Here is an 18,918-nt window from a genome sequence, read left to right on the forward strand (position 1 = left end):
TGATGTGGACTAGCCCGCAGTTCGCTTCCGCCTAGCGATCGGTCTTGGCCACCGTGAGCAGCACGCTGGAATCCTCGGTAGCGCTGATTTTCAGCCGCCCTTCGGGCAGCACGATCAGATCCTGACTGCGCCCCTCCCACTGGTTGCCCATCGATGAGACGGTGACCCTTCCGTCGAGGACCAGCAGTGTCGCTTCGCCGGGGTTCGCATGCTCCTGCAGCTCGGTGCCGGCCTTGATCCCGATGACAGTTTGGCGCAGCGTGTGCTCATGGCCTCCGAACACCGTGCTGGCGGCGCGGCCATTGCCGGCGTTCTCGGCATCGCGCAGCTGGGCCCGGGCGATGGCGGTCAGCGAAAACTTCTTCATTTAATCCCTGCATCTCATCTCTGCGGCTGGAAGCTCCTCGCCGGTTGGCATGTGGTGCTACCAGCCTGTCCCCGGTCGGGGCAAAGGTCAAGGACTGCGCGGAAGGCTACTTCAGCGCCAGCTGCGCCAGCACCGGCAATGCTATGACCGACAGGACGCAGGTGATGACGATGGCTACCGCGGTCGGTTCGCCATCCCCGGTGTCGTTTTGCGCCATGATGTAGGCGGTCGCGCTCACCGGCATGGCCGCCATGAGCACCGCCGAATTGAACCAGATGCGGTCCAGCTCAGGGGCGAAGGCAAGCAGCATGGCCACCACCAGCACGGGGAATGCCACGAGCTTGCCCACGACCATGGTGGCGATGGAAATTTTCGCCCAACGGGCTGCTGGCGCGGTACCGTCCGCGGCCGCCGGCGCCCGGCGCCTGGAACGTGCTCGGTCAATGGTCCGCTTCAGCGACATGCCGATGACGAAGAGCGCGCCCGGAGCAGCCGCGGCGGCCACCAGGTCGATGGTGTCGTCCACCGGCTGCGGCACCGGCACTGCGAAGATTGCTACCGCCCCGCCGACGAGCATCGCCCAGGTGACCGGGCTGCAGACCAGGGCGTTGCGCACGGTTCGGGCAATGCGCGCAGCACTGGCCTTGTGCTCTCCTCCGCCTACGTGGGGCAGGACGATTTGGGCGAGGATGGGGAACCCGACCATGAAGATGATGTTGTGGACCAGTTGCCCCATGCCCGCCGCGAAACCGGCTTCGGTTCCCATCACGCCCAGGACGATCGGGATGCCCAGATACGAGACGTTGCCAAAGCTGGTGGCCAGCATGCCGGCGAGCGCCCGCGCCCGGTCTGCGCGCAGCAGATAGCGGAAAGCCAGCCAGCTGATTAGCGCGAACACGAGTGCCGAGACGATGCTGATCCACAGGAATGCGAACGGCACGCCGTCGCTGATGTCCGCCCGGGCCACCACCTTGTAGAGCAGGGCCGGCAGGGCCACATAGAAGACGAATACGTTCAGTGCTGGTTCCACGTTGGCCGGGAACTTGGGAGCATGGCTGGCGGCGTAGCCGATGAGCATGACGAAGAACAGCGGCAGCACGCCATAAAGCACGTCGAGGAACACAAGACTCCTTCGGGGATATTCGGCCCGGATTGCGCGAACCGGCCACTTCAAGGTTAGTAGCCGGCCAGGCTGATCCGGGAAACGCGGCCGGGGATGCGACGCAACATGCAGAAGAAAACTGGGGTTTCGCGGCCCGAATTCCTAGGATGGGACCACGCGCCTCACCCTAATGCCGTTGAGATTTCCGCAAGGAGAATTGATGTCCCAAGCATCTAACGCCCCGCACGCCCCGCGCACCATCGTCATCACCGGTGCAGGATCAGGCATCGGCCGCACCACCGCCCGCCTGCTGCTGGAGCAGGGATGGAATGTGGTGCTCGCCGGGCGCACCGCGCAGAAGCTGCACGAGACGGCGCAAGGACATGGCTCCGCCCTGGTGGTCCCCACCGATGTCAGTGATCCGCAGGCCGTGGATCAGCTGTTTGCCGCAGCCGCCGAGCGTTTCGGATCGGTCGACGTGCTGTTCAATAATGCAGGGATCTTCGGTCCCCCGGCAGCCATCGACGAGCTGGACCCTGCCCAGTGGGATGAGGTGTGCCGGATCAACCTCACCGGAGCCATCAACGCCGCCCGGGCGGCGTTCACCCACTTCAAGGCGCACGGCGGGGGACGCATCATCAACAACGGGTCGATTTCGGCGCAGGTGCCGCGCGTGAACTCCGTTGCCTATACCGTCACCAAGCACGGCATCGCCGGCCTGACCAAATGCCTTGAACTCGATGGGCGCGAGCACCGGATCAGGGCCACCCAGATCGATATCGGCAACACCGCCAGCGACCTGCTCGATGATTTTGGCGCCACCGAGGGAGCCTTGCAGCCCAGCGGACATCGGCTCGTCGAGCCGACCTTCCCGCTGGCCGAAGCCGCTGAAGCCGTTGCGTACATCGCCGGGGTTCCATTGGGCACGTCCATCAACCAATTCACCATCACCGCTGGCGGCATGCCCTACATCGGGCGAGGCTAGGCCGCCGGCATCATCGAGGAGGACCGGGCATGGAAATTGAGACCCCGGCGACCTGCGGCAACGCCCCGCGCCATCAGATCATCATGGGGCTGCTGGCTGCGCTGCACGGCAAGGACCTGGCAGAACTGCGCCAGTGGCTTGCCGAGGATGTGGTGTGGGAGTTCCCGGGCGAGCAGGCCCTGCATGGACGCGACGCGGTGGAACAGTGGGTCCAAGCTCGCCCCGAGACCAGCAGGGTGCTCTTCCTGAGCATCCTCACCCACGGCAAGGAAGGCAGCGCGGACGGGATCTTCACCAGTGGCGGCAGGGAAACTCCCTTCAGCCATGTGCTGCGGTTCGCCTCGGCCGGCAAGGCAGCGAAGCTGGTCGGCGTGCGCAGCTATTTCGCCGCTTCTTCCGCTGCTGCGCAGTAGGGCCTAGAAGTATTCTGCCAGCAGCGCTTCGAGCTTCGCGAAAGCCGAGTGCCATGCCTGGGTGCTGGACTCGATCACCTCATGCGGCAAGGGGGTTTGGGTCAGCGTGAGCATGGTCTGGCCGGCGAATTCCTTGAATTCGATGCGGGTCTCGATTACCAGGTCCAAGGTCATTTCGTGCGGGCCGTCGGCGCTGGCCAGGCACTCGTACTCGTCGAAGGCGGTCAGCACCGCCTTGAGCGGCACCCTGGCTTCCGGGTTCCCTGCCTGCACCATGTTCAGCTCATGCCGGCCGCCGACCTTGGCTTCGAAGACGACGGAATCTTCCTCGACCAGCCAGCCCTCCGGCCCCCACCATTGGGCGATGATTTCCGGTTCGACAAAGGCAGCCCAGACGGCGTTCTTCGGTGCGGAAAACTGCCGGGCGACTACAAGCTCAGTCATCGATTCCATGGGTTCAATTCTATCGCGGCCCGCTTTCGGGCTCAGCTGCGCGGGCTAGCCTTGCGGGCGGCGGGGCTCCATGCGGCTCACGGTGTACAGCGTTTGCTCATCCGGCAGGGTTCCGGCGGCTTCATGGGCGCGCATGACCTTCATGGCGCGATCCCATTTGATGCGTTCGCGCGGGCTGGCCAGGACGCGGCGCTCGGCGGGACCGAAGATCGACAATCCCAGGTACTTCAGGCGCCAGAAGATGCGGTAGCCGACGCTCAGTCCGGTGGTATCGGAAATGATCGGCAGGGGTGATTCATCCATGATCGTCGTCCTCTTCGGTCATCTGACGTGCAAGTGCTGGCACATCAATCATACGTCATTAGTTGGTGCACCAACTAAATAGGGCCTAGCTCTTCGGAGCGTTCGCACCAGCGGCGATCATGCGGTCCAGGATGCTGCGCAGTTCCAGGACATCCTTCTCCGAGAGGGCAAGCCGGGCCATCATCTCTCGGGGCACCTTCACCGCTTCGGCACGCAGCGCTGCGCCCTTCTCCGTGGGCTGGATGACCACTGCCCGCTCATCGTCCGGGTTCTTCGTCTTGGCTACCAGCCCGGCGGTTTCCAGCCGCTTGACCAGCGGCGAGAGCGTTCCCGGATCCAGATGCAGGTGCCCGCTGAGGGTACTGGCGCTGATCGGTCCCAGATCCCAGAGGGCCAGCATCACCAGGTACTGCGGATGAGTCAGTCCCAGCGGATCCAGCACGGGCTTGTATGCCGAGATCACCGAGCGCGAGGCTACGGCCAGGCCGAAGCAGACCTGCTTTTCCAGCTTGAGAAGATCTTCGTCGCGAAGAATTGCACTGTCCACGTTGCTGCAAGCTCCTTGAAAGATGCCTAATACCACTGCATCGATCGTACCCCGGCCGAAAATTTCGCGACCGGGCCCAAGCGCGCACAGTGGAATGGCATGGCTTCCGGCGATATGGAAAATAGCGGAGCGAGTAGTCAAAACGGGCGGCAGTGAATAGCCTTGGCCTATGAGCAATCTTGAGCAGAGTCCGCAGGAGATCGACTGCCATGCACTGCGCTCCGGGGCAGAGGTTGAAATCCTCGAGCCACGCGAAGTGCCGCTGGGCGGCCCGCGGGCCATGACTGTCTTCCGCACGCTGCCGCAAAAGCAGCGCAGCCTGATTGGCGCCTGGTGCTTCCTTGACCATTACGGTCCGGACGACGTCAAGGTCACCGGCGGGATGAACGTGCCCCGGCACCCGCATACCGGATTGCAGACCGTCTCCTGGCTCTTCACCGGCGAGATCAACCACATGGATTCTGCCGGCTTCAAGGCAACCGTGCGCCCGGGCGAGGTCAACCTGATGACCGCCGGCCACGGAATCAGCCATTCGGAGATCCTCACCGAGGACACCACCATCCTCCACGGCGCCCAGCTATGGACCGCGCTGCCCGATCATGCGCGGGACATGGAGCATACCTTCGAGAACTACCGCCCGGAACCGCTGACCGCCGAGGGCTGGTCGCTATCGGTATTCCTGGGAACCTACGCGGTAGCTGGGCAATCTTCCGCCTCCCCGGTGAAGACCCACACCGAGCTCGGCGGCGCGGAATTGCGCCTCGAGCCGAATACCGAAATCCACGTCGTGGTTCCCGAGCACCATGAGCACGGGATCCTCTTGGACTCCGGCAGCCTCGAAGTCAACGGCCATGAGCTCGCCCCGCGCGATCTGGGATTCGTGCAGGCCGGGTGCAAGACCCTGCACCTGAGGTCCGGCGACCAGCCGGTGCTGGCGCTGCTCATCGGCGGTGAACCGCTGAAGGAAGACATCCTAATGTGGTGGAACTTCGTGGGCCGCACCCATGAGGAAGTCCTCGCCTTCCGCGCGCAGTGGCAAGCCGAAATCGGGGCGGAGCCCGGGGACGCCTCCGAGGACCGCTTCGGGCCATTCCCGCCTGATACCCCGGCAGCCCTGCCGGCCCCGGCGCTTCCTACCGTTCGCCTTCGCCCGCGGGTGAACCCCGCCTAGCCACCAAGGAGCTTTCCATGAGCGATATCAAGCCAGTTTTCCTGCCCGAGCGCCAGCGTTTCGCCCTCGATGATGACGGGAAGATGATCGGCGCGGCGCACTACCGCGATTTCGACGGTTCAGAAGGAGTCGAGCGGATTTTCTTCCACACCACCGTGGATGAGGAATATGGCGGGCAAGGGCTGGCCGGCATCATGGTGAAATACGCGCTGGAGAACACCATCGCCAGCGGCGCCAGGATCGTTCCGGTCTGCCCGTACGTGAAGGCCTACGTTGCCAAGCACACCGAGTATGCGAAGCATCTGGTGGAACCGGAAAAGCACCATCTGGAGATCCTGCCGCGCGGCTGAGCCGGGCAGTTCAAGGATTCATCTCCAGGCCGCGCGCGGCCAGCTCTTCGCTCAGGATGCGGATGGCTTTCGGGCCCACGCCGTGCAGTGCGAGCAGCGCCGCGGCGCCGGCCTGCCCCGCCTGCTCGAGGCTGGTGATGCCGGCCTGCTCGAAGGCCCTGGCCGCGGGGTTGCTGGTTTTCGGAAGCTTGGTGTCCATGACCCCAGCGTAGTCAGGCTGCCGGCCGCGCAACAGCTTTGGTTCGTGGCGAGATCGCGATCAGGACGAGCACCAACAAGAGGCTGAAGCTGAATACCGAGATGAACCCCATGCCGGTGGCGGCCATTGCGAAGATGACGCCACCGATGGCGGTGACCCCGGCATTGCCCAGGGAGTCGGCCACGGTCATTGCCGATGAGTTGAATCCCTGCTCGTCCTTGGCGGACAGGGCCAGCATGTTCACGTTTTGCCTCGGGAAGATCATGCCCATGCCGAAGCCGCCCACAGCCCATCCGCAGACCAGCACGAGCACCGGCGGATGGAAGACCGCGGTAGCCAATGCAGTTGAAATCGCTATGCAGCCGGCAATCGCCCCCACGGTGATGCAGGTGGAGGATTCCACCTTCTCCCCCAGCTTTCCCTGCAGCCATGAGCCCACCGACCAGCACAGTGCCGACGCCGTCAGGATCAGGCCGGCCCGGTCGGGGCCCAAGTGGTAATCCTCGCGCAGCAGGTAGGGCAGGTAGACTTCCACGCCGAAGAAGGCACCGGCCACGAAGATGCGGGTCATGATGGTGGACGGCAGTCCCCTGGCCAAGCTGAATGTGCCCTTGGGCAGCAGCGGGCGAACCGCGGCCAGGGCTACCGCCAGCGCCAGGATCAGCCCGAGCAGGGACCAGCGGCCCTGCGCATTTCCGAGCAGGTTCATGCAGATGACAGACAGCCCGGTCAGGCCTGCCAGCACCAGCCGCTTGGCGGAAATCGGCCCCAGGTCAGGATTGCGCGTCGAGCTCAACGACTTCAATGCCGGCACGACCCCGCAAAACGCGAGAACCACCAGCACTGCCACGCCGGAGAACACCCAGCGCCAGCCGAGGTGCACGGCGATCAGGCCTGCTATCCAGGGGCCGATCATCGCCGGGATCACCCAGGCGGTAGCGAACAGGGCGAAGATCTTCGAGTGCAGGTGCCCGGGGTACGCCCGGGCAATGAGCACGTAGATGGCGACGGTGATCGCGCCACCGCCGATTCCCTGCAAGACGCGCCCGGCAATCAGCGTCTGCATGTTCTCGGCCGAACCGCAGATCAGCAGCCCAACGCAGAATACGGCAACGGCGATGAACAGCGGGTGCTTCGGGCCCCACCGGTCGGTGACTTCTCCGGCGGCCACCATCCCCAGCATGCCGCTGGCGATCGGTGCGGCAAAGGCCAGCGCGAAGTAGCGTTCACCGTCCAGCAGCTCGCTGACCAGCGGCATCACCGTCGTCACGGCCATGGATTCGAAGGCGACCAGGAAGACGAGCACGAACATGCCAAGGGTGGTGGCAAGATACTGCGGAGCATAGATGGTGGACTCGGCACGCTCGGTTGATTGGCTGCTGCGGTTCAGGGGCATGCAACCATGATCTCAGGTTTCTCCTAGCCGCCGATCACGTGCAGGCTGAACGCCGCGAGGAAGCCCAAGGTCACCAGCAATCCGGTGTAGTCGTGCTCCACCTTGTAGGCTTCGGGAACCATGGTGTCAGCGATCATCGTCAAGATGCCTCCGGCAGCGACGGCGGTGGCGAAGGCCAGCACCTCGCCGGGCATGGATTCCAACAGCAGGGCTCCGAGGAAGGCCGCGATGCCGCAGGAAATGGCGATGGCGCCCCAGAGCAACGCGATCGAGGATCCCTTCTTCCCGGACGCTTTCATCTGGGCGGTGCTCGCCAGGCCCTCGGGGACATTGGAGATGAAAATGGCGATCAGCATTGCCGGATTAATGCTTGCGCTGGCAACAACGGTCAGTCCCAGGGCCACGGATTCTGGAATGCCGTCGATGAGCGCGCCGACCGCGAGCGCGGATCCGGACGAATCCTGCTCGTCTGCGCGCTGCGCCTGCCTTTTTCCGGTCCGCCAGTCCAGCAGCCGGTTCGCACCGAAATACAAGGCAGCGCCCACAATGACACCGCCCAGCGTCGCACCAAGGCCACCGGTGCCATAGGCTTCGAGCACCAGCTCGAAGGCCAGGGCGCTGATCAGGACCCCGGCGCCGAAAGCCATGATGGCGCTGACCCAGACCTTGGGGATCTTCAGCCACCAGGCAGCACCGGACCCCAGCAGCAGGGCGGACCCGGCCACGGTGCCCCAAAGCAAAGCCTGCAACGAAGCGAACATGGCACCCACTATAGCCAGCAATGAGCCGGGTTAGTAGGTGCCATATGAGTTCTGACTGGGACTAACCCTCGTTGGACATGTTATTGAAACGCGAATAGTGGCCCTGGAAGGCCACGGTGATGGTCTTGGTCGGACCTGCACGGTGCTTCGCGATGATCACGTCGGCCTCGCCCGGACGGTTTTCCTTGTCGTACACGTCGTCGCGGTGCAGCAGGATGACCATGTCGGCGTCCTGCTCGATCGAACCCGATTCACGCAGGTCCGAGACCATGGGCCGCTTGTCGGTGCGCTGCTCGGATCCGCGGTTCAGCTGCGACAGCGCGATCAGCGGCACGTCGAGCTCCTTGGCCAGTAGCTTGAGGTTACGCGAGAACTCCGAGACTTCCTGCTGGCGCGATTCCACGCGCTTGCCCGAGCTCATCAGCTGCAGGTAGTCGAGGATGATCATGCGCAGCTCGTTGCGCTGCTTGAGCCGGCGGCACTTGGCGCGGATTTCCATCATGGACATGTTCGGCGAATCGTCGATGAACAGCGGGGCTTCGTTGAGCCGGCCCATGGTCGTGGCGATCTTGGTCCACTGCGCATCTTCCACCGAGCCCTTGCGCAGGTCCTGCAGCTGGATAGACGCTTCGGCCGAGAGCAGGCGCATCGCAATTTCGTTGCGGCCCATTTCCAGGGAGAAGAATACGGTGGCCATGTTGTGCTTGATGGCAGCCGAACGGGCGAAGTCCAGCGCGAAGGTCGACTTGCCGACGGCGGGACGGGCAGCGATGATGATCATCTGGCCGCCCTTCAGGCCCTGGGTCAGCTCGTCGAATTCGTAGAAGCCGGTGGGCACGCCGGTGATGCCGTCGCCCGCGTTGGCCGCGTTCTCGATCTCGTCGACCGTGTCTTCGATGATGTCCGAGAGGCGCACGTAGTCCTCGCTGCTGCGGTTCTCGGCAACCTTGTACACCTCGGCCTGGGCTTCGTTGACGATTGCGTCGACCTCGCCATCCGGCGAGTAGCCCATCTGGACGATGCGCGTACCGGCGTCAACCAGCCGGCGCAGCACTGCGCGTTCGCGCACGATTTCTGCGTAGTACCCGGCATTCGCCGCAGTGGGAACCTGCTGGATGAGGTTGTGCAGGTAGGCAGCGCCACCCACGCGCGAGATTTCGCCGCGCTTGGTCAGCAAGTCGGCTACGGTGACCGCATCGGCTGGCTCGCCGCGGCCGTAGAGGTCAACGATTGCCTCGTAGATGGATTCGTGGGAGGGACGGTAGAAGTCGGTGCCGCGGATGGATTCAACGACGTCGGCAATCGCATCCTTGGAAAGCATCATGCCGCCGAGCACCGACATTTCGGCCTCGATATCCTGTGGCGGCTTGCGCCCTGCGTCGGATTCCCGTCCTTCGTAAACCGGCTCAGCACTCATTGCAGACACTTCCATCCCCTATTGACCCGCTGGGAAAATTCTCCTTGCCCTCATGGCAACGCTTCATCATGTCAGTCGATACGGACATTTAGCTGTAAAGCGCCTGTGGATATTTCTCTCCCGAAGCCAACACTAGGGCTGTTATTAACAGGCGTAAACCTCATTATCCACAGAATATGTGGATAACACACCGCTACCTGTGGACTCCCCTGTTCACAGTCTGGGGAGAACCCTGTGGATTACCCCACTCTACACACCGGTAACACCGATTGACTAGGCTGTTTGCATTTTCACACTTGTGGAAAGAAAGTTAATTCATTGAAGGTCATGCCAACCACATCGAGGTTATCAACACCCACAATCGCCCAGTTTCCGGGGTTTTTGCTCCTTTGTTCACATTTCCCCACACTTCATCCACAGTTTTGTGGATAACACTGTGGATACTGTTAATTCTGCAAAACCCTTAGTCACCACGGATTATTGTTCGCTATCAAGACTCCGAGCCCGAAGTAGTTCACAACCGACAAGAATTTCATCGCTCAGGGCCGTGGATAACTTGATGTCGCCGACGTGGCGTTGCGTGAATTTGAAGCCGTAACTGGGCTCTTGGCGCACTGCCGCCGATTTACCTCCGCAATCAGCTGCAGTGGAAGTGCAATTACACGTCGAACTTGCCCGCAGTGCATGGGCTGCATGTAGTCCAGGGTTGCTGCCGGTGCGCCCGGAGATCAAGAGGCATCGCGCCTAGTTTTCAGATTGGCGCAAGGATAAAGTGATTCCGCAGGCCTCGAAATCAAAAAAGCTTCGGCCAGATCAATACGTTGATCTGGCCGAAGCTTTGGAAGTTCAGAAGGGCTTAGACGAGCTCGGGAACCGGCAGTGAATGGAAGCGCGAATCGTGGAAGATCTGCGGTGAGTGCTTCGAGATGCGGTGCCCGTGCACTTCCATCAAGATCACCCAGTGATCCCCCGCTTCGACCTCGTTGTAAATCGAGGTTTCCAGCCACAGCGTGGACTCGTTAATGAACAGTGCGCCCTGCTCCGAGGAATAGGTGTCGATCCCGCGGAATCGGTCGCCGTTCTTCGACGCGATCTGAGCACACACTCCTTCATTGCGTTCGCTGAGCACCGAAACGCCGATGCGGCCAGCGTTGCGCAGTTTTGGCCACGTATTCGATGATTTCTGCACGGCGAACATCACCAGTGCTGGCTCGAGGGAAACACCCACGGTAAATGACGAAGCCACAATGCCGGTCTTCTCGCCATCCAGTTCTGCACAGAGGGCGGCTACGCCTGACGGATGCTGAGCGAAAACCTTGCGCAGGGTCAACGGGTCAAGTTCAAGATTCAATGACATGGCTCGATTCCTTCGGGTCTTGCCCACCGCGCAGTAGTCCGCACGCCGGAGCTTCTTGCTTCTCGAAGCCGCCAGAGTTGGAGTTCCGCGCCGTGTGCGGTACTTGTTCCAGCACGTTTTTGCGTGGAACCGAATCCTCACCTGGAGCACCCCACTACCGTTGAGAGGGTTGCCGATCAGCAAGCCAGGGCTTATAGCTGATGCTCTTGATTCTGCTTAAAACAATATGGGTGATTACGAAGCAGCGTCAAACAATTCACTTCTTAAATCGAAATACTCCGTCATTCATTCGGTGAACCGCGGTCATTTCTGGTCGCAATCGCTCATTTGTTCGCCACACATCATGTCCTGCTCGCCTTAATGCTGAGGAAGCGGCTTGCAACGGAATCCCTGACCGGTTCGGCCCCCAGTACCTGTTCTGCCGGTTGGCAACGAGCCTCGGCCCGCCCGGACCAATCACGGTCCAGGCGGGCCGGGAAACCTCAGGTACTTCCGCGCTTCAGAGCCGGTGGAAGCTTTCGGCGAGTGCGTACACCGGGGTGTCCAGCCCCTCGTAGCGGGCCTTGAGCTGCAGCCCGAGGTACTTGGAGTAGTGGCGCGACTGGTGCAGGTTGCCGCCGTGGAACCACAGGTTCTTGACCCTGGTCGGCTTCCACATGTTGCGCAGCTCCCCCTCCCACGGTCCGGGATCCTTGGTGGTGCCCGACCCCAGTCCCCAGCACTTGCCCACCTCGTCGGCGACCTCCTGGGATATCAGCTGCGCGGCCCAGCCATTCATGGAGCCGTAACCGGTCGCGTAGACCACCGCATCGGCGGGCAGCTCGGTGCCGTCGGCCAGTACCACGGAATGCTCGGTCAGGTGCGAGACTTCTCCCTTGGCAAGGGCGATGGAACCATCGGCCACCAGCTCCGAGGCGCCGATGTTGATGTAGTAGCCCGAACCGCGGCGCAGGTACTTCAGGAACAGGCCCGAGTCGTCGTCCCCGAAGTCCAGATCGAACCCGGCATCGGTCAGCGACTGGTAGAACTGAGCGTCATCCTCGCGGATCTGGGCGAAGGCCGGCTTGTGGAACTCGGGCAGAACCTTGTACGGGATCGAGGCGAAGATCAAGTCCGCGGTATTGTGGTCGATCGCGTTGGCCAGCGCCTCCTCCGAGTACAGCGGGCCGAGCACGGTCTTCATCAGCGATTCGGAACGCACGATATGGGTGCTGGAGCGCTGCACCATGACCGGCTTCGCTCTGTTGTTCACCAGGTCGGCGCAGATGTCGTGAGCTGAATTGTTCGACCCGATCACCACCACGTTCTTGCCCCGGTAGGCCTCGCCGCCAGGATGGGTCGAAGAGTGGTTCTGCTCGCCGGCGAAGATGTCCTGCCCCGGGTACTGCGGCAGGTTCGGGATGCCTGACATGCCGGTGGCCAGGACCAGATGGGTGGGGCGCAGGGTCAGCGGCTGGCCGCCGCGGATGACGTCGACGATCCAGCCCTCGCCTTCGGAGTCCTTGCGTGCGCCCACCGCCTCAGTCAGGGACCAGTAGTCCAGCTCCATGAGCTTTGTGTAGCACTCCAGCCAGTCCCCCATCTTGTCCTTCGGGGTGAACACCGGCCAGTGGTCGGGGAACTCGATATACGGCATGTGGTCGTACCAGACCGGGTCGTGCAGGGCCAGGGAGTGGTAGCGCGAACGCCACTGGTCGCCGGGCTTGGGATGCTTGTCGATGATCAGCGCGGGCACGCCCATGCGCTTCAGCCGCGCACCCAGGCCGATGCCGCCCTGGCCGCCGCCGATGACCAGGACATAGGGCTGCTCAGTGATTCCCAAGGATTCCTGGGCCTTCTTCCGCCGGTCCAGCCAGTTCTCCGAGACCATGTCCGCCCCGTGGTCCGCCCCCAATTCGCGGCGCGCCCCGGAAGGCTCGGGGAAGTCGCGCAGTCCTTGCGCGGTGGACAGCATTGTCCAGCCCAACCCGTCGCGCAACCGGAACAGGCCCTTGCCCTGCACCGCATCGTTCTCGAAGGTGAACCAGGCCTCGATGACGCCCTCGGCTTCCGTGGCGTTGGTCACCTGCAGGTTGCGCGGCCAGGCCCCGGCATCGATGCCCAGCAGCATGGACTGGATGCCGTCGCGCCCCTCCGCGGTATGCAGGTTCCAAGTCAGCGAGGTCAGGTCGCGCCAGTAGGATTCCTCGCCGAACATTTGCACTGCGGCGGCGGAATCACTGGCCGACAACGCCTGCTGCAGCTTCGCCAGCCATGATCGTGCCTGGGTTTCCGGGGAGTTCTCGGCCATCGTCATCACTTCATTTCTTTCTGGAACCGTCTAATTGGTGCGTCAGGTGCCCTGCCGCGTGGAATCCAGATTATGACGTGGATCACAAGAAGAAAGGGTTGCAAAAGGTTGCGCGATGTCAGCAGGAGAAGACCACCGGCACGGTCAGCCGGTATGGGCGCGCGGCGATGATTCCGCCGAGCTTGGCACGCAGCCGTGACACCTCGGCGCGCACCGTCACCGCACTCACGGGCCTAGGCCACAGCTCAGCGAGCCCGTCCGCATCGACACCCTGGTGCCGACGGGCTAGAAGCTCCAGGATCTGCCAATGCCGCCACCCCAGGGGCACTTCGGTGCGTTCCGAGCCCACGCTGATCACCACCTTAGGCACCGGGCCGGAGCACAGTTCCAGCACTACCCGCTCCGCAACGGGACGCAGTAACCATCCCCCGGGGACCGGTGCGGCGTGCATGGCGCCCAGACCGCGTACCCAGACGTTGCCCTCCTGCAGCCCCCCCAGGCACAGGGAGGCGTGCCGGGCAGTCGAATCCTCGGCTGGCGGCCACGGCAAGATGCCCATCCACCAGCACGTAGCGTCCGCCCGGGCCATCCACGGCACTGCGCAGCTCGTCCAGCTCCAGCTGGTGCAGCCGCAGTAGCTCACCCTCGGCCTCCCGCGCGGTCGCGGAAACCAGCGCGAGGGTGTGCGGATGCGCGGTACGGAAGGACCCAGCCAGAGTCACCGTGGCCGCCAAGGCGCCGGTGGCCGGGTTGACGATCGGCGCCGAGGTGCACACCCAGGCATGCTGCTCCTCGCGGGCATGCTCCGGGCCGAAGACCTGAATGGGAATCCGGTCGACCATAACCGTGCCGATGCCATTGGTTCCCACATCCGCCTCCCGCCAGCGCGCTCCAGGAATGAAGCCGATACCGTCACTTTGCCGGCGCACGGCGCGCGGGCCGCGCACCGAGAGGATGTAGCCTTCCCCGTCGGTGATGACCAGCTGGTTTTCTGCCTGCCCTGCCAGGGGCAGGAGCCGGTCGCCCAGCAGTTGGCCGAGAATCGACATTTCCTGGTTGCCCCGCCGGCGAGCAGCCAGCTCGTCCTCCGGTAGCAACCTGGATTCTCCACCGCGGCCCGGAGCCCGCTTCCAGGAGCGCGCAATGACCGGACGCACCTCGCTCCGGATGCGCGCGCCCTCGGACCAGGCGCGATGCAAGGGCAGCAATTGCCGGGCGTAACCCAGTGGATCCACACCGGCGCCGAGCGCAGCTTGCAGGCTCTGGGCAGCAGGAGTGCGGACAGGTGTCATGCTTAGAGAATGGCATGCATCCTGGTCTAGGGGAAGACTTGCAGTCCTTTCCTGCATGCCAGCGCCACTGCTGTGCATTCGGCGCTGCAATGCATCCATTCAACGAAATGAAACTTCGTTTCGTAGATAGAACTGCAGTTTCATGCCACGATATGAATCAGTGTGATCCACTCCATATTCCGAGCCGGCGAACCCGGCTGCAGCGGAACAGTAACAGAGAACAAAGGACGTCACCCCATGGTCATGACCCGTGCAAACCATTCAGAACTGACCCCGCTGCGTTTCCTTGAGCGCACAACCGAGGCCTATCCGAAGAAGACCGCCGTCATCCATGGAACTCGCAGCTACACCTACGCGGAACTCGAAGCACGCGTGCACCGCTTTGCCCAGGCGCTGAAGGCGCGCATTGAACCGGGCGACCGCGTGGCCGTGCTGGCACCGAATACTCCCGAAATGCTCATGGCGCATTACGCCGTACCGCTGGCTGGCGGCGTCCTCATTGCCCTGAATACCCGCCTTTCGGCCCACGAGCTGCAGTACATCATTGATCATTCGGCTACCAAGCTGATGCTTGCCGACACCGAGCTGCTGGAGAATACGAAGACCCTGCGCCGGGAGAACCCGACGCTGGAGGCGCTCATCGAAATCACCGATGACCAGTACTCCGGACCGCGTCCCGAAGTGCAAGTGGACGCCACCTTGGACGAGCTGCTCGCAGAAGCCTCGGATGAGAAGCTTCCCTATGCCATAGCCGACGAGCGGGCGCCGATCACCCTCAACTACACGTCAGGCACCACCGGCAAGCCGAAGGGCGTGCTCTACTCGCACCGCGGCAGCTACCTGAATTCCTTGGGCGAAGCGCACCACCAGGGCTTCACCGCCAAGACCCGCTACCTGTGGACCCTGCCGATGTTCCACTGCAATGGATGGTGCACCCCATGGGCCGTTACCGCAGCAGGAGGAACCCACCTGTGCCTGCGCGGCGTGCGCGAGGATGCGGTCTGGGACGCCATCGAGAATCTGGGGACCACGCACCTGTGCGGCGCCCCGACCGTTTGCTCCATCATCGCCGACTCCACCCGCGCCCACCAGCTTGATGCGCCATTGCGGATCACCACCGCTGGCGCTCCGCCATCTCCGGCCATCATCTCCAAGCTGCAGAATCTGGGCATCGAAGTAGTCCACGTGTACGGCCTGACCGAAGTCTATGGGCCGTACACGGTGTGCGAATACCAGGATGAGTGGGATGAGCTCGATGGGCCGGCCCGGGCAGCGAAGCTCGCCCGCCAGGGCGTTGGCATGATCACCGCCGAGTCCGCGCGCATTGTCGACGAGAACATGGACGATGTCCCGGCGGACGGGCAGACCATGGGCGAAATCGTGCTGCGCGGCAATAACGTCATGATCGGCTACTACCGCGACGACGCCGCCACCGCCCAAGCTTTCCATGGCGGCTGGTTCCACACCGGCGACCTCGGCGTCATGCACCCGGACGGCTACATCCAGGTGCGCGACCGGGCCAAGGACATCATCATTTCCGGCGGCGAGAACATCTCCACCATCGAGGTGGAACAGGCCCTCGCATCGCACCCAGAAGTGCTGGACCTTGCAGTCATCGGCGTCGCCGACGAGAAATGGGGCGAGCGCCCGGTGGCTTATGTCATCCGCACCAGCGGATCCACCCTGGATGCCGAAACCCTGATTGGCTTCGCCCGCGAAAAGCTGGCCGGATTCAAGGTGCCGCGCACCATCGTCTTCCCGCAGGATCTGCCGCGCACCTCCACTGGTAAGGTGCAGAAGAATGTTCTGCGCGCCCAGGCGCTTGAAGACAGCACGACGAACTAGCTCAAGGACCAGTAATTGGATAAGCCAGCACCACGGATTCCTGACAAGACCAGCCGATTCAGCGCAAGCATCGGATTGGAATTCGATGAAATCACTGCCACTGAAGTACGTGCCCACGCGCAGTTGGACGAGAACCACCACACTCCGTGGGGCGTGGTCCATGGCGGCGTATACGCCTCGATGATCGAGAGTGCAGGGTCGGTTGGCGCCAGCTATGCGGTGGCCGAACGCGGGCAATTCGCCGTTGGAGTGCACAATGCCACTGACTTCCTGCGCCCCTCCACCGGGGCGCGGGTCCAGGTGATCGCCACCGCGCTGTTCCAAGGGCGCACCCAGCAGCTCTGGGAGGTCATCATCACCGATGAAGCCACCGGCAAGCAGCTCTCCCGTGGCCAGCTTCGTACCCAGAATGTGGACTTGCCCAAGGAATGACGTCAAGCAGAAGATTCATAAGATGCGCATCATGTCCAGCACAGTGAGCGTGCATTTCATGTAGTGCGCCCGCAATGCACAGATGCAGTAGTGGCAAAGGCGGGAAGAAGGTGCGCAATTGAAGGTCTCCGCAAATATACTCGTCGGCAAATGTCCGCTATGGACTTGGGTAATGATGGGATTGGCGCTTGCTTCTGCCCTGGCCCTCATTGACTGGGCAGACACGGGGACGGCAAAACCACTCTGGATGTTCCTCCTGCCCACTGCCTTTGGCTTATTGGGAGGCATCGTGGCCGCGTTGAAGAAGAGCTTTGGATGGGCGCTCATCTCGCTGGCTTTCGGCCTGCTGGTTGTGCAACTGCTATCCGTCGTGGTCACCGTGGTCCAGGGTCCATAACGGTTCCCTGAGAATCCCGCGTCACTGCTTTTCCCTCTGCGAGCACCTGCGTACGGTAGGTGGCATCTAACGCCCGAGCTCCAGGAGGTTCGCCATGAGCGCGACCTATACCTTCGATGTGTTCAGCAGCCTTGATGGCTTCGGCAGTGCCGGAAGCGATTGGGGCGGCTATTGGGGAAAGCAAGGGCCTCAGCTGCTGGCCCATCGGCTCGAACTGTATACGCCAGCATGCCGAGTAGTCTTCGGAGCCAACACGTTCCGCCTCTTCAGCCGCTTCTGGGAAGAAATCGAAATGAATCCCGAGGTGGAAGACGCGTGGGGCGTAGCCTTGCACGACAAGCCCGCCACCGTCATCTCCACCACCTTGGAAGAGCCTTTGAACTGGCCCAACCCCACACTGGAGCGCGCTGATGCACTGGAAGTCGTCGCGCGGCTGAAGGAAACCTCGGATGTGCCGCTGCGCTCCCACGGTTCTCTCGCCATGAACCATTCCCTGCTCGCGGCAGGCCTGGTCGATTTCATCCAGGTGACCATCTTCCCCGTGCTGACCGGGCACAGCGGCTCAGCTCCTGTACTTGGCGGGGTGGACGACTACGACCTGGAACTTGTCGATTCCAAGCTGCTGGACGGCCGGATCCAGGAGTTGACCTATCGTCCGACGCGCCATCAACCAGCACACAGCTAGCAGCACCATGCCTCGCATCCTCTTTCCTTGGACGCTGGTTGGCATGCTCCTGCTCAATGGGTGCGCTGCACCGACCGCCAGCGACCAGCCTGCCAGCACGCCCACTCCCCTGGCCACCGGTCTGGAAGCCCCCTGGTCAATGGTCTACGCCCAAGGCAGCTTGCTGGTCAGCGAACGGGATTCGGGACGCATCGTGGAAATCCTGGATTCCGGGCAGCATCAGGAAGTCGCTCGGGTCGATGGCGTGGCAGCCCAGGGCGAAGGCGGGTTGCTCGGCTTGGCCTTCCTCGCCCCCGATCAGCTGTACGCCTACTCCACCACGGAATCAGGCAACCGCATCCAGCAGTTCACCGTGCAGGGCACCACGGGAAGCCTTTCGCTCTCGGCACCGCGCACGCTGCTCTCCGCCTTGCCGTCGGCGAGCATCCACAATGGCGGGCGGCTGGCAGTCGGGCCCGATGGCATGCTCTATGCCTCCGTCGGGGACGCGGCGGACCCCCAGCAGGCCCAGGACCTCCAGCAATTGGGCGGCAAGATACTGCGCATGGCACCGGATGGCAGCATCCCGGACGATAATCCATTCTCAGGAACCTATGTCTACAGCTACGGGCACCGCAATGTGCAGGGCATGGCGTGGAGCTCGGACGGGACCATGTATGCCAGCGAGTTCGGGCAGAACACCTGGGACGAGTTGAACATCATCGAGGCCGGAGGCAATTACGGCTGGCCGCTGGTCGAGGGATCCGGCGGCACAACGGATCAGTACACTGATCCGATCGCGCAGTGGGCGCCGTCCGAGGCGAGCCCCAGCGGCATCGCGATTGTCGACGATACCTTGTACCTGGCAAACCTGCGCGGAGCGCTCCTGCGCAGCGTCAGCCTGGATTCACCCGATAGCCAATCAGAACTGCTGGAGGGAGAGCATGGGAGGCTGCGCGATGCCTTGCTGTCCGAGAATGGGGACCTGCTGGTCTTGACCAGCAATACCGACGGCCGCGGCAACCCGACCCCGCAGGATGACCAGATCCTGGGCATCAAGCTCGTTCCGCAGTCACCCACTGGATAATCTCCGCCAAGCCGTCCCTGCGGCCGGATCCCATGGAAATGACGGAGGGCCGGAACCATGGTGCCGGCCCTCCGCCATCTGATCCAGTCC

General features: G+C 62.9%; 22 protein-coding genes and 1 riboswitch. Of the genes, 9 read left to right on the forward strand and 13 right to left on the reverse strand.

The window, feature by feature from the left end; translation table 11 throughout:
• Window positions 1-31: 31 nt before the first annotated feature.
• Together BKX98_RS10290 and BKX98_RS10295 are read right to left on the reverse strand one after the other, a co-directional pair.
• Complete coding sequence (locus BKX98_RS10290) at window positions 32-367, reverse strand: LuxR family transcriptional regulator (protein WP_038992804.1); 336 nt, start codon at window positions 365-367, stop codon at window positions 32-34.
• 106 nt (window positions 368-473) lie between these two features.
• A complete protein-coding gene (locus BKX98_RS10295; RefSeq protein WP_073707154.1) occupies window positions 474-1,490 on the reverse strand; it encodes an AEC family transporter in 1,017 nt (338 codons plus the stop codon).
• A 199-nt stretch (window positions 1,491-1,689) separates the two neighbouring features.
• On the opposite strand from BKX98_RS10295, the gene BKX98_RS10300 reads away from it, so the two are divergent.
• Window positions 1,690-2,454, forward strand: a complete 765-nt coding sequence (locus BKX98_RS10300) for an SDR family oxidoreductase (protein WP_038992802.1) — start codon at window positions 1,690-1,692, stop codon at window positions 2,452-2,454.
• Window positions 2,455-2,483: 29 nt separating this feature from the next.
• Window positions 2,484-2,867, forward strand: a complete 384-nt coding sequence (locus BKX98_RS10305; protein WP_073707155.1) for a nuclear transport factor 2 family protein — start codon at window positions 2,484-2,486, stop codon at window positions 2,865-2,867.
• A gap of 3 nt (window positions 2,868-2,870) precedes the next feature.
• Here BKX98_RS10305 and BKX98_RS10310 read toward each other — a convergent pair whose 3' ends face one another.
• From BKX98_RS10310 to BKX98_RS10320, 3 genes are all read right to left on the reverse strand, one after another.
• Window positions 2,871-3,320, reverse strand: coding sequence for an SRPBCC domain-containing protein (locus tag BKX98_RS10310; RefSeq protein WP_038992801.1), 450 nt, complete (start codon window positions 3,318-3,320; stop codon window positions 2,871-2,873).
• A gap of 45 nt (window positions 3,321-3,365) precedes the next feature.
• On the reverse strand, window positions 3,366-3,623 hold the full coding sequence (locus BKX98_RS10315; protein WP_052253948.1) for a hypothetical protein: 258 nt from the start codon (window positions 3,621-3,623) through the stop codon (window positions 3,366-3,368).
• Window positions 3,624-3,708: 85 nt separating this feature from the next.
• Window positions 3,709-4,170: a MarR family winged helix-turn-helix transcriptional regulator gene (locus BKX98_RS10320; protein WP_073707156.1), complete on the reverse strand. Its 462-nt coding sequence runs from the start codon at window positions 4,168-4,170 to the stop codon at window positions 3,709-3,711.
• 169 nt (window positions 4,171-4,339) lie between these two features.
• Between BKX98_RS10320 and BKX98_RS10325 the strand changes: the two genes are divergently transcribed.
• Both BKX98_RS10325 and BKX98_RS10330 read left to right on the forward strand, forming a co-directional pair.
• Window positions 4,340-5,341 carry a pirin family protein gene (locus tag BKX98_RS10325; protein ID WP_038992798.1) on the forward strand — a complete coding sequence of 334 codons (1,002 nt, stop codon included), beginning with the start codon at window positions 4,340-4,342 and terminating at the stop codon, window positions 5,339-5,341.
• 17 nt (window positions 5,342-5,358) lie between these two features.
• Window positions 5,359-5,691 carry a GNAT family N-acetyltransferase gene (locus tag BKX98_RS10330; RefSeq protein ID WP_073707157.1) on the forward strand — a complete coding sequence of 111 codons (333 nt, stop codon included), beginning with the start codon at window positions 5,359-5,361 and terminating at the stop codon, window positions 5,689-5,691.
• Window positions 5,692-5,701: 10 nt separating this feature from the next.
• On the opposite strand, the gene BKX98_RS10335 is transcribed toward BKX98_RS10330, so the two are convergent.
• The 8 genes from BKX98_RS10335 to BKX98_RS10365 form a co-directional block, all read right to left on the reverse strand.
• A complete protein-coding gene (locus tag BKX98_RS10335) occupies window positions 5,702-5,890 on the reverse strand; it encodes a hypothetical protein (RefSeq protein WP_073707268.1) in 189 nt (62 codons plus the stop codon).
• 13 nt (window positions 5,891-5,903) lie between these two features.
• A complete protein-coding gene (locus tag BKX98_RS10340; protein ID WP_073707158.1) occupies window positions 5,904-7,286 on the reverse strand; it encodes an MFS transporter in 1,383 nt (460 codons plus the stop codon).
• 23 nt (window positions 7,287-7,309) lie between these two features.
• The gene (locus tag BKX98_RS10345) at window positions 7,310-8,047 is read right to left on the reverse strand and encodes a ZIP family metal transporter (RefSeq protein WP_073707269.1); all 738 of its coding nucleotides are present in this window, start codon (window positions 8,045-8,047) and stop codon (window positions 7,310-7,312) included.
• 61 nt (window positions 8,048-8,108) lie between these two features.
• A complete protein-coding gene (gene dnaB / locus BKX98_RS10350; protein ID WP_038992790.1) occupies window positions 8,109-9,464 on the reverse strand; it encodes a replicative DNA helicase in 1,356 nt (451 codons plus the stop codon).
• 856 nt (window positions 9,465-10,320) lie between these two features.
• A complete protein-coding gene (locus tag BKX98_RS10355; protein WP_073707159.1) occupies window positions 10,321-10,821 on the reverse strand; it encodes a flavin reductase family protein in 501 nt (166 codons plus the stop codon).
• 94 nt (window positions 10,822-10,915) lie between these two features.
• Window positions 10,916-11,033, reverse strand: a riboswitch (SAM riboswitch).
• Window positions 11,034-11,320: 287 nt separating this feature from the next.
• A complete protein-coding gene (locus tag BKX98_RS10360) occupies window positions 11,321-13,117 on the reverse strand; it encodes an NAD(P)-binding domain-containing protein (RefSeq protein ID WP_369826778.1) in 1,797 nt (598 codons plus the stop codon).
• Between the two features lie 112 nt (window positions 13,118-13,229).
• Window positions 13,230-13,460 carry a helix-turn-helix domain-containing protein gene (locus tag BKX98_RS17265; RefSeq protein ID WP_233125342.1) on the reverse strand — a complete coding sequence of 77 codons (231 nt, stop codon included), beginning with the start codon at window positions 13,458-13,460 and terminating at the stop codon, window positions 13,230-13,232.
• Window positions 13,461-13,473: 13 nt separating this feature from the next.
• The gene (locus BKX98_RS10365; RefSeq protein WP_233125343.1) at window positions 13,474-14,403 is read right to left on the reverse strand and encodes a hypothetical protein; all 930 of its coding nucleotides are present in this window, start codon (window positions 14,401-14,403) and stop codon (window positions 13,474-13,476) included.
• A 237-nt stretch (window positions 14,404-14,640) separates the two neighbouring features.
• Between BKX98_RS10365 and BKX98_RS10370 the strand changes: the two genes are divergently transcribed.
• The 5 genes from BKX98_RS10370 to BKX98_RS10390 all read left to right on the forward strand — a co-directional run bounded on the left by BKX98_RS10370 (window position 14,641) and on the right by BKX98_RS10390 (window position 18,828).
• Window positions 14,641-16,248 carry an AMP-binding protein gene (locus BKX98_RS10370; protein ID WP_038992786.1) on the forward strand — a complete coding sequence of 536 codons (1,608 nt, stop codon included), beginning with the start codon at window positions 14,641-14,643 and terminating at the stop codon, window positions 16,246-16,248.
• Window positions 16,249-16,263: 15 nt separating this feature from the next.
• The gene (locus tag BKX98_RS10375; RefSeq protein WP_083586744.1) at window positions 16,264-16,680 is read left to right on the forward strand and encodes a PaaI family thioesterase; all 417 of its coding nucleotides are present in this window, start codon (window positions 16,264-16,266) and stop codon (window positions 16,678-16,680) included.
• Between the two features lie 172 nt (window positions 16,681-16,852).
• Complete coding sequence (locus BKX98_RS10380; RefSeq protein WP_233125344.1) at window positions 16,853-17,077, forward strand: hypothetical protein; 225 nt, start codon at window positions 16,853-16,855, stop codon at window positions 17,075-17,077.
• A 94-nt stretch (window positions 17,078-17,171) separates the two neighbouring features.
• On the forward strand, window positions 17,172-17,762 hold the full coding sequence (locus tag BKX98_RS10385; protein WP_073707162.1) for a dihydrofolate reductase family protein: 591 nt from the start codon (window positions 17,172-17,174) through the stop codon (window positions 17,760-17,762).
• Window positions 17,763-17,769: 7 nt separating this feature from the next.
• Complete coding sequence (locus BKX98_RS10390; protein WP_073707163.1) at window positions 17,770-18,828, forward strand: sorbosone dehydrogenase family protein; 1,059 nt, start codon at window positions 17,770-17,772, stop codon at window positions 18,826-18,828.
• Window positions 18,829-18,918 lie beyond the last annotated feature (90 nt).

Origin of the sequence: Glutamicibacter sp. 0426, assembly GCF_001906485.1 — a bacterium.
In the GTDB taxonomy this organism is placed as follows: domain Bacteria; phylum Actinomycetota; class Actinomycetes; order Actinomycetales; family Micrococcaceae; genus Glutamicibacter; species Glutamicibacter nicotianae.

What these genes read in the sequence shown, in the direction of transcription:
- BKX98_RS10290 (WP_038992804.1), bottom strand. Translation starts at nt 367, where the DNA reads ATGAAGAAGTTTTCGCTGACCGCCATCGCCCGGGCCCAGCTGCGCGAT.
- BKX98_RS10300 (WP_038992802.1), top strand. Translation starts at nt 1,690, where the DNA reads ATGTCCCAAGCATCTAACGCCCCGCACGCCCCGCGCACCATCGTCATC.
- BKX98_RS10305 (WP_073707155.1), top strand. Translation starts at nt 2,484, where the DNA reads ATGGAAATTGAGACCCCGGCGACCTGCGGCAACGCCCCGCGCCATCAG.
- BKX98_RS10310 (WP_038992801.1), bottom strand. Translation starts at nt 3,320, where the DNA reads ATGGAATCGATGACTGAGCTTGTAGTCGCCCGGCAGTTTTCCGCACCG.
- BKX98_RS10315 (WP_052253948.1), bottom strand. Translation starts at nt 3,623, where the DNA reads ATGGATGAATCACCCCTGCCGATCATTTCCGATACCACCGGACTGAGC.
- BKX98_RS10325 (WP_038992798.1), top strand. Translation starts at nt 4,340, where the DNA reads ATGAGCAATCTTGAGCAGAGTCCGCAGGAGATCGACTGCCATGCACTG.
- BKX98_RS10330 (WP_073707157.1), top strand. Translation starts at nt 5,359, where the DNA reads ATGAGCGATATCAAGCCAGTTTTCCTGCCCGAGCGCCAGCGTTTCGCC.
- BKX98_RS10335 (WP_073707268.1), bottom strand. Translation starts at nt 5,890, where the DNA reads ATGGACACCAAGCTTCCGAAAACCAGCAACCCCGCGGCCAGGGCCTTC.
- BKX98_RS10340 (WP_073707158.1), bottom strand. Translation starts at nt 7,286, where the DNA reads ATGCCCCTGAACCGCAGCAGCCAATCAACCGAGCGTGCCGAGTCCACC.
- BKX98_RS10345 (WP_073707269.1), bottom strand. Translation starts at nt 8,047, where the DNA reads ATGTTCGCTTCGTTGCAGGCTTTGCTTTGGGGCACCGTGGCCGGGTCC.
- dnaB (WP_038992790.1), bottom strand. Translation starts at nt 9,464, where the DNA reads ATGAGTGCTGAGCCGGTTTACGAAGGACGGGAATCCGACGCAGGGCGC.
- BKX98_RS10355 (WP_073707159.1), bottom strand. Translation starts at nt 10,821, where the DNA reads ATGTCATTGAATCTTGAACTTGACCCGTTGACCCTGCGCAAGGTTTTC.
- BKX98_RS10360 (WP_369826778.1), bottom strand. Translation starts at nt 13,117, where the DNA reads ATGACGATGGCCGAGAACTCCCCGGAAACCCAGGCACGATCATGGCTG.
- BKX98_RS10365 (WP_233125343.1), bottom strand. Translation starts at nt 14,403, where the DNA reads ATGACACCTGTCCGCACTCCTGCTGCCCAGAGCCTGCAAGCTGCGCTC.
- BKX98_RS10370 (WP_038992786.1), top strand. Translation starts at nt 14,641, where the DNA reads ATGGTCATGACCCGTGCAAACCATTCAGAACTGACCCCGCTGCGTTTC.
- BKX98_RS10380 (WP_233125344.1), top strand. Translation starts at nt 16,853, where the DNA reads ATGATGGGATTGGCGCTTGCTTCTGCCCTGGCCCTCATTGACTGGGCA.
- BKX98_RS10385 (WP_073707162.1), top strand. Translation starts at nt 17,172, where the DNA reads ATGAGCGCGACCTATACCTTCGATGTGTTCAGCAGCCTTGATGGCTTC.
- BKX98_RS10390 (WP_073707163.1), top strand. Translation starts at nt 17,770, where the DNA reads ATGCCTCGCATCCTCTTTCCTTGGACGCTGGTTGGCATGCTCCTGCTC.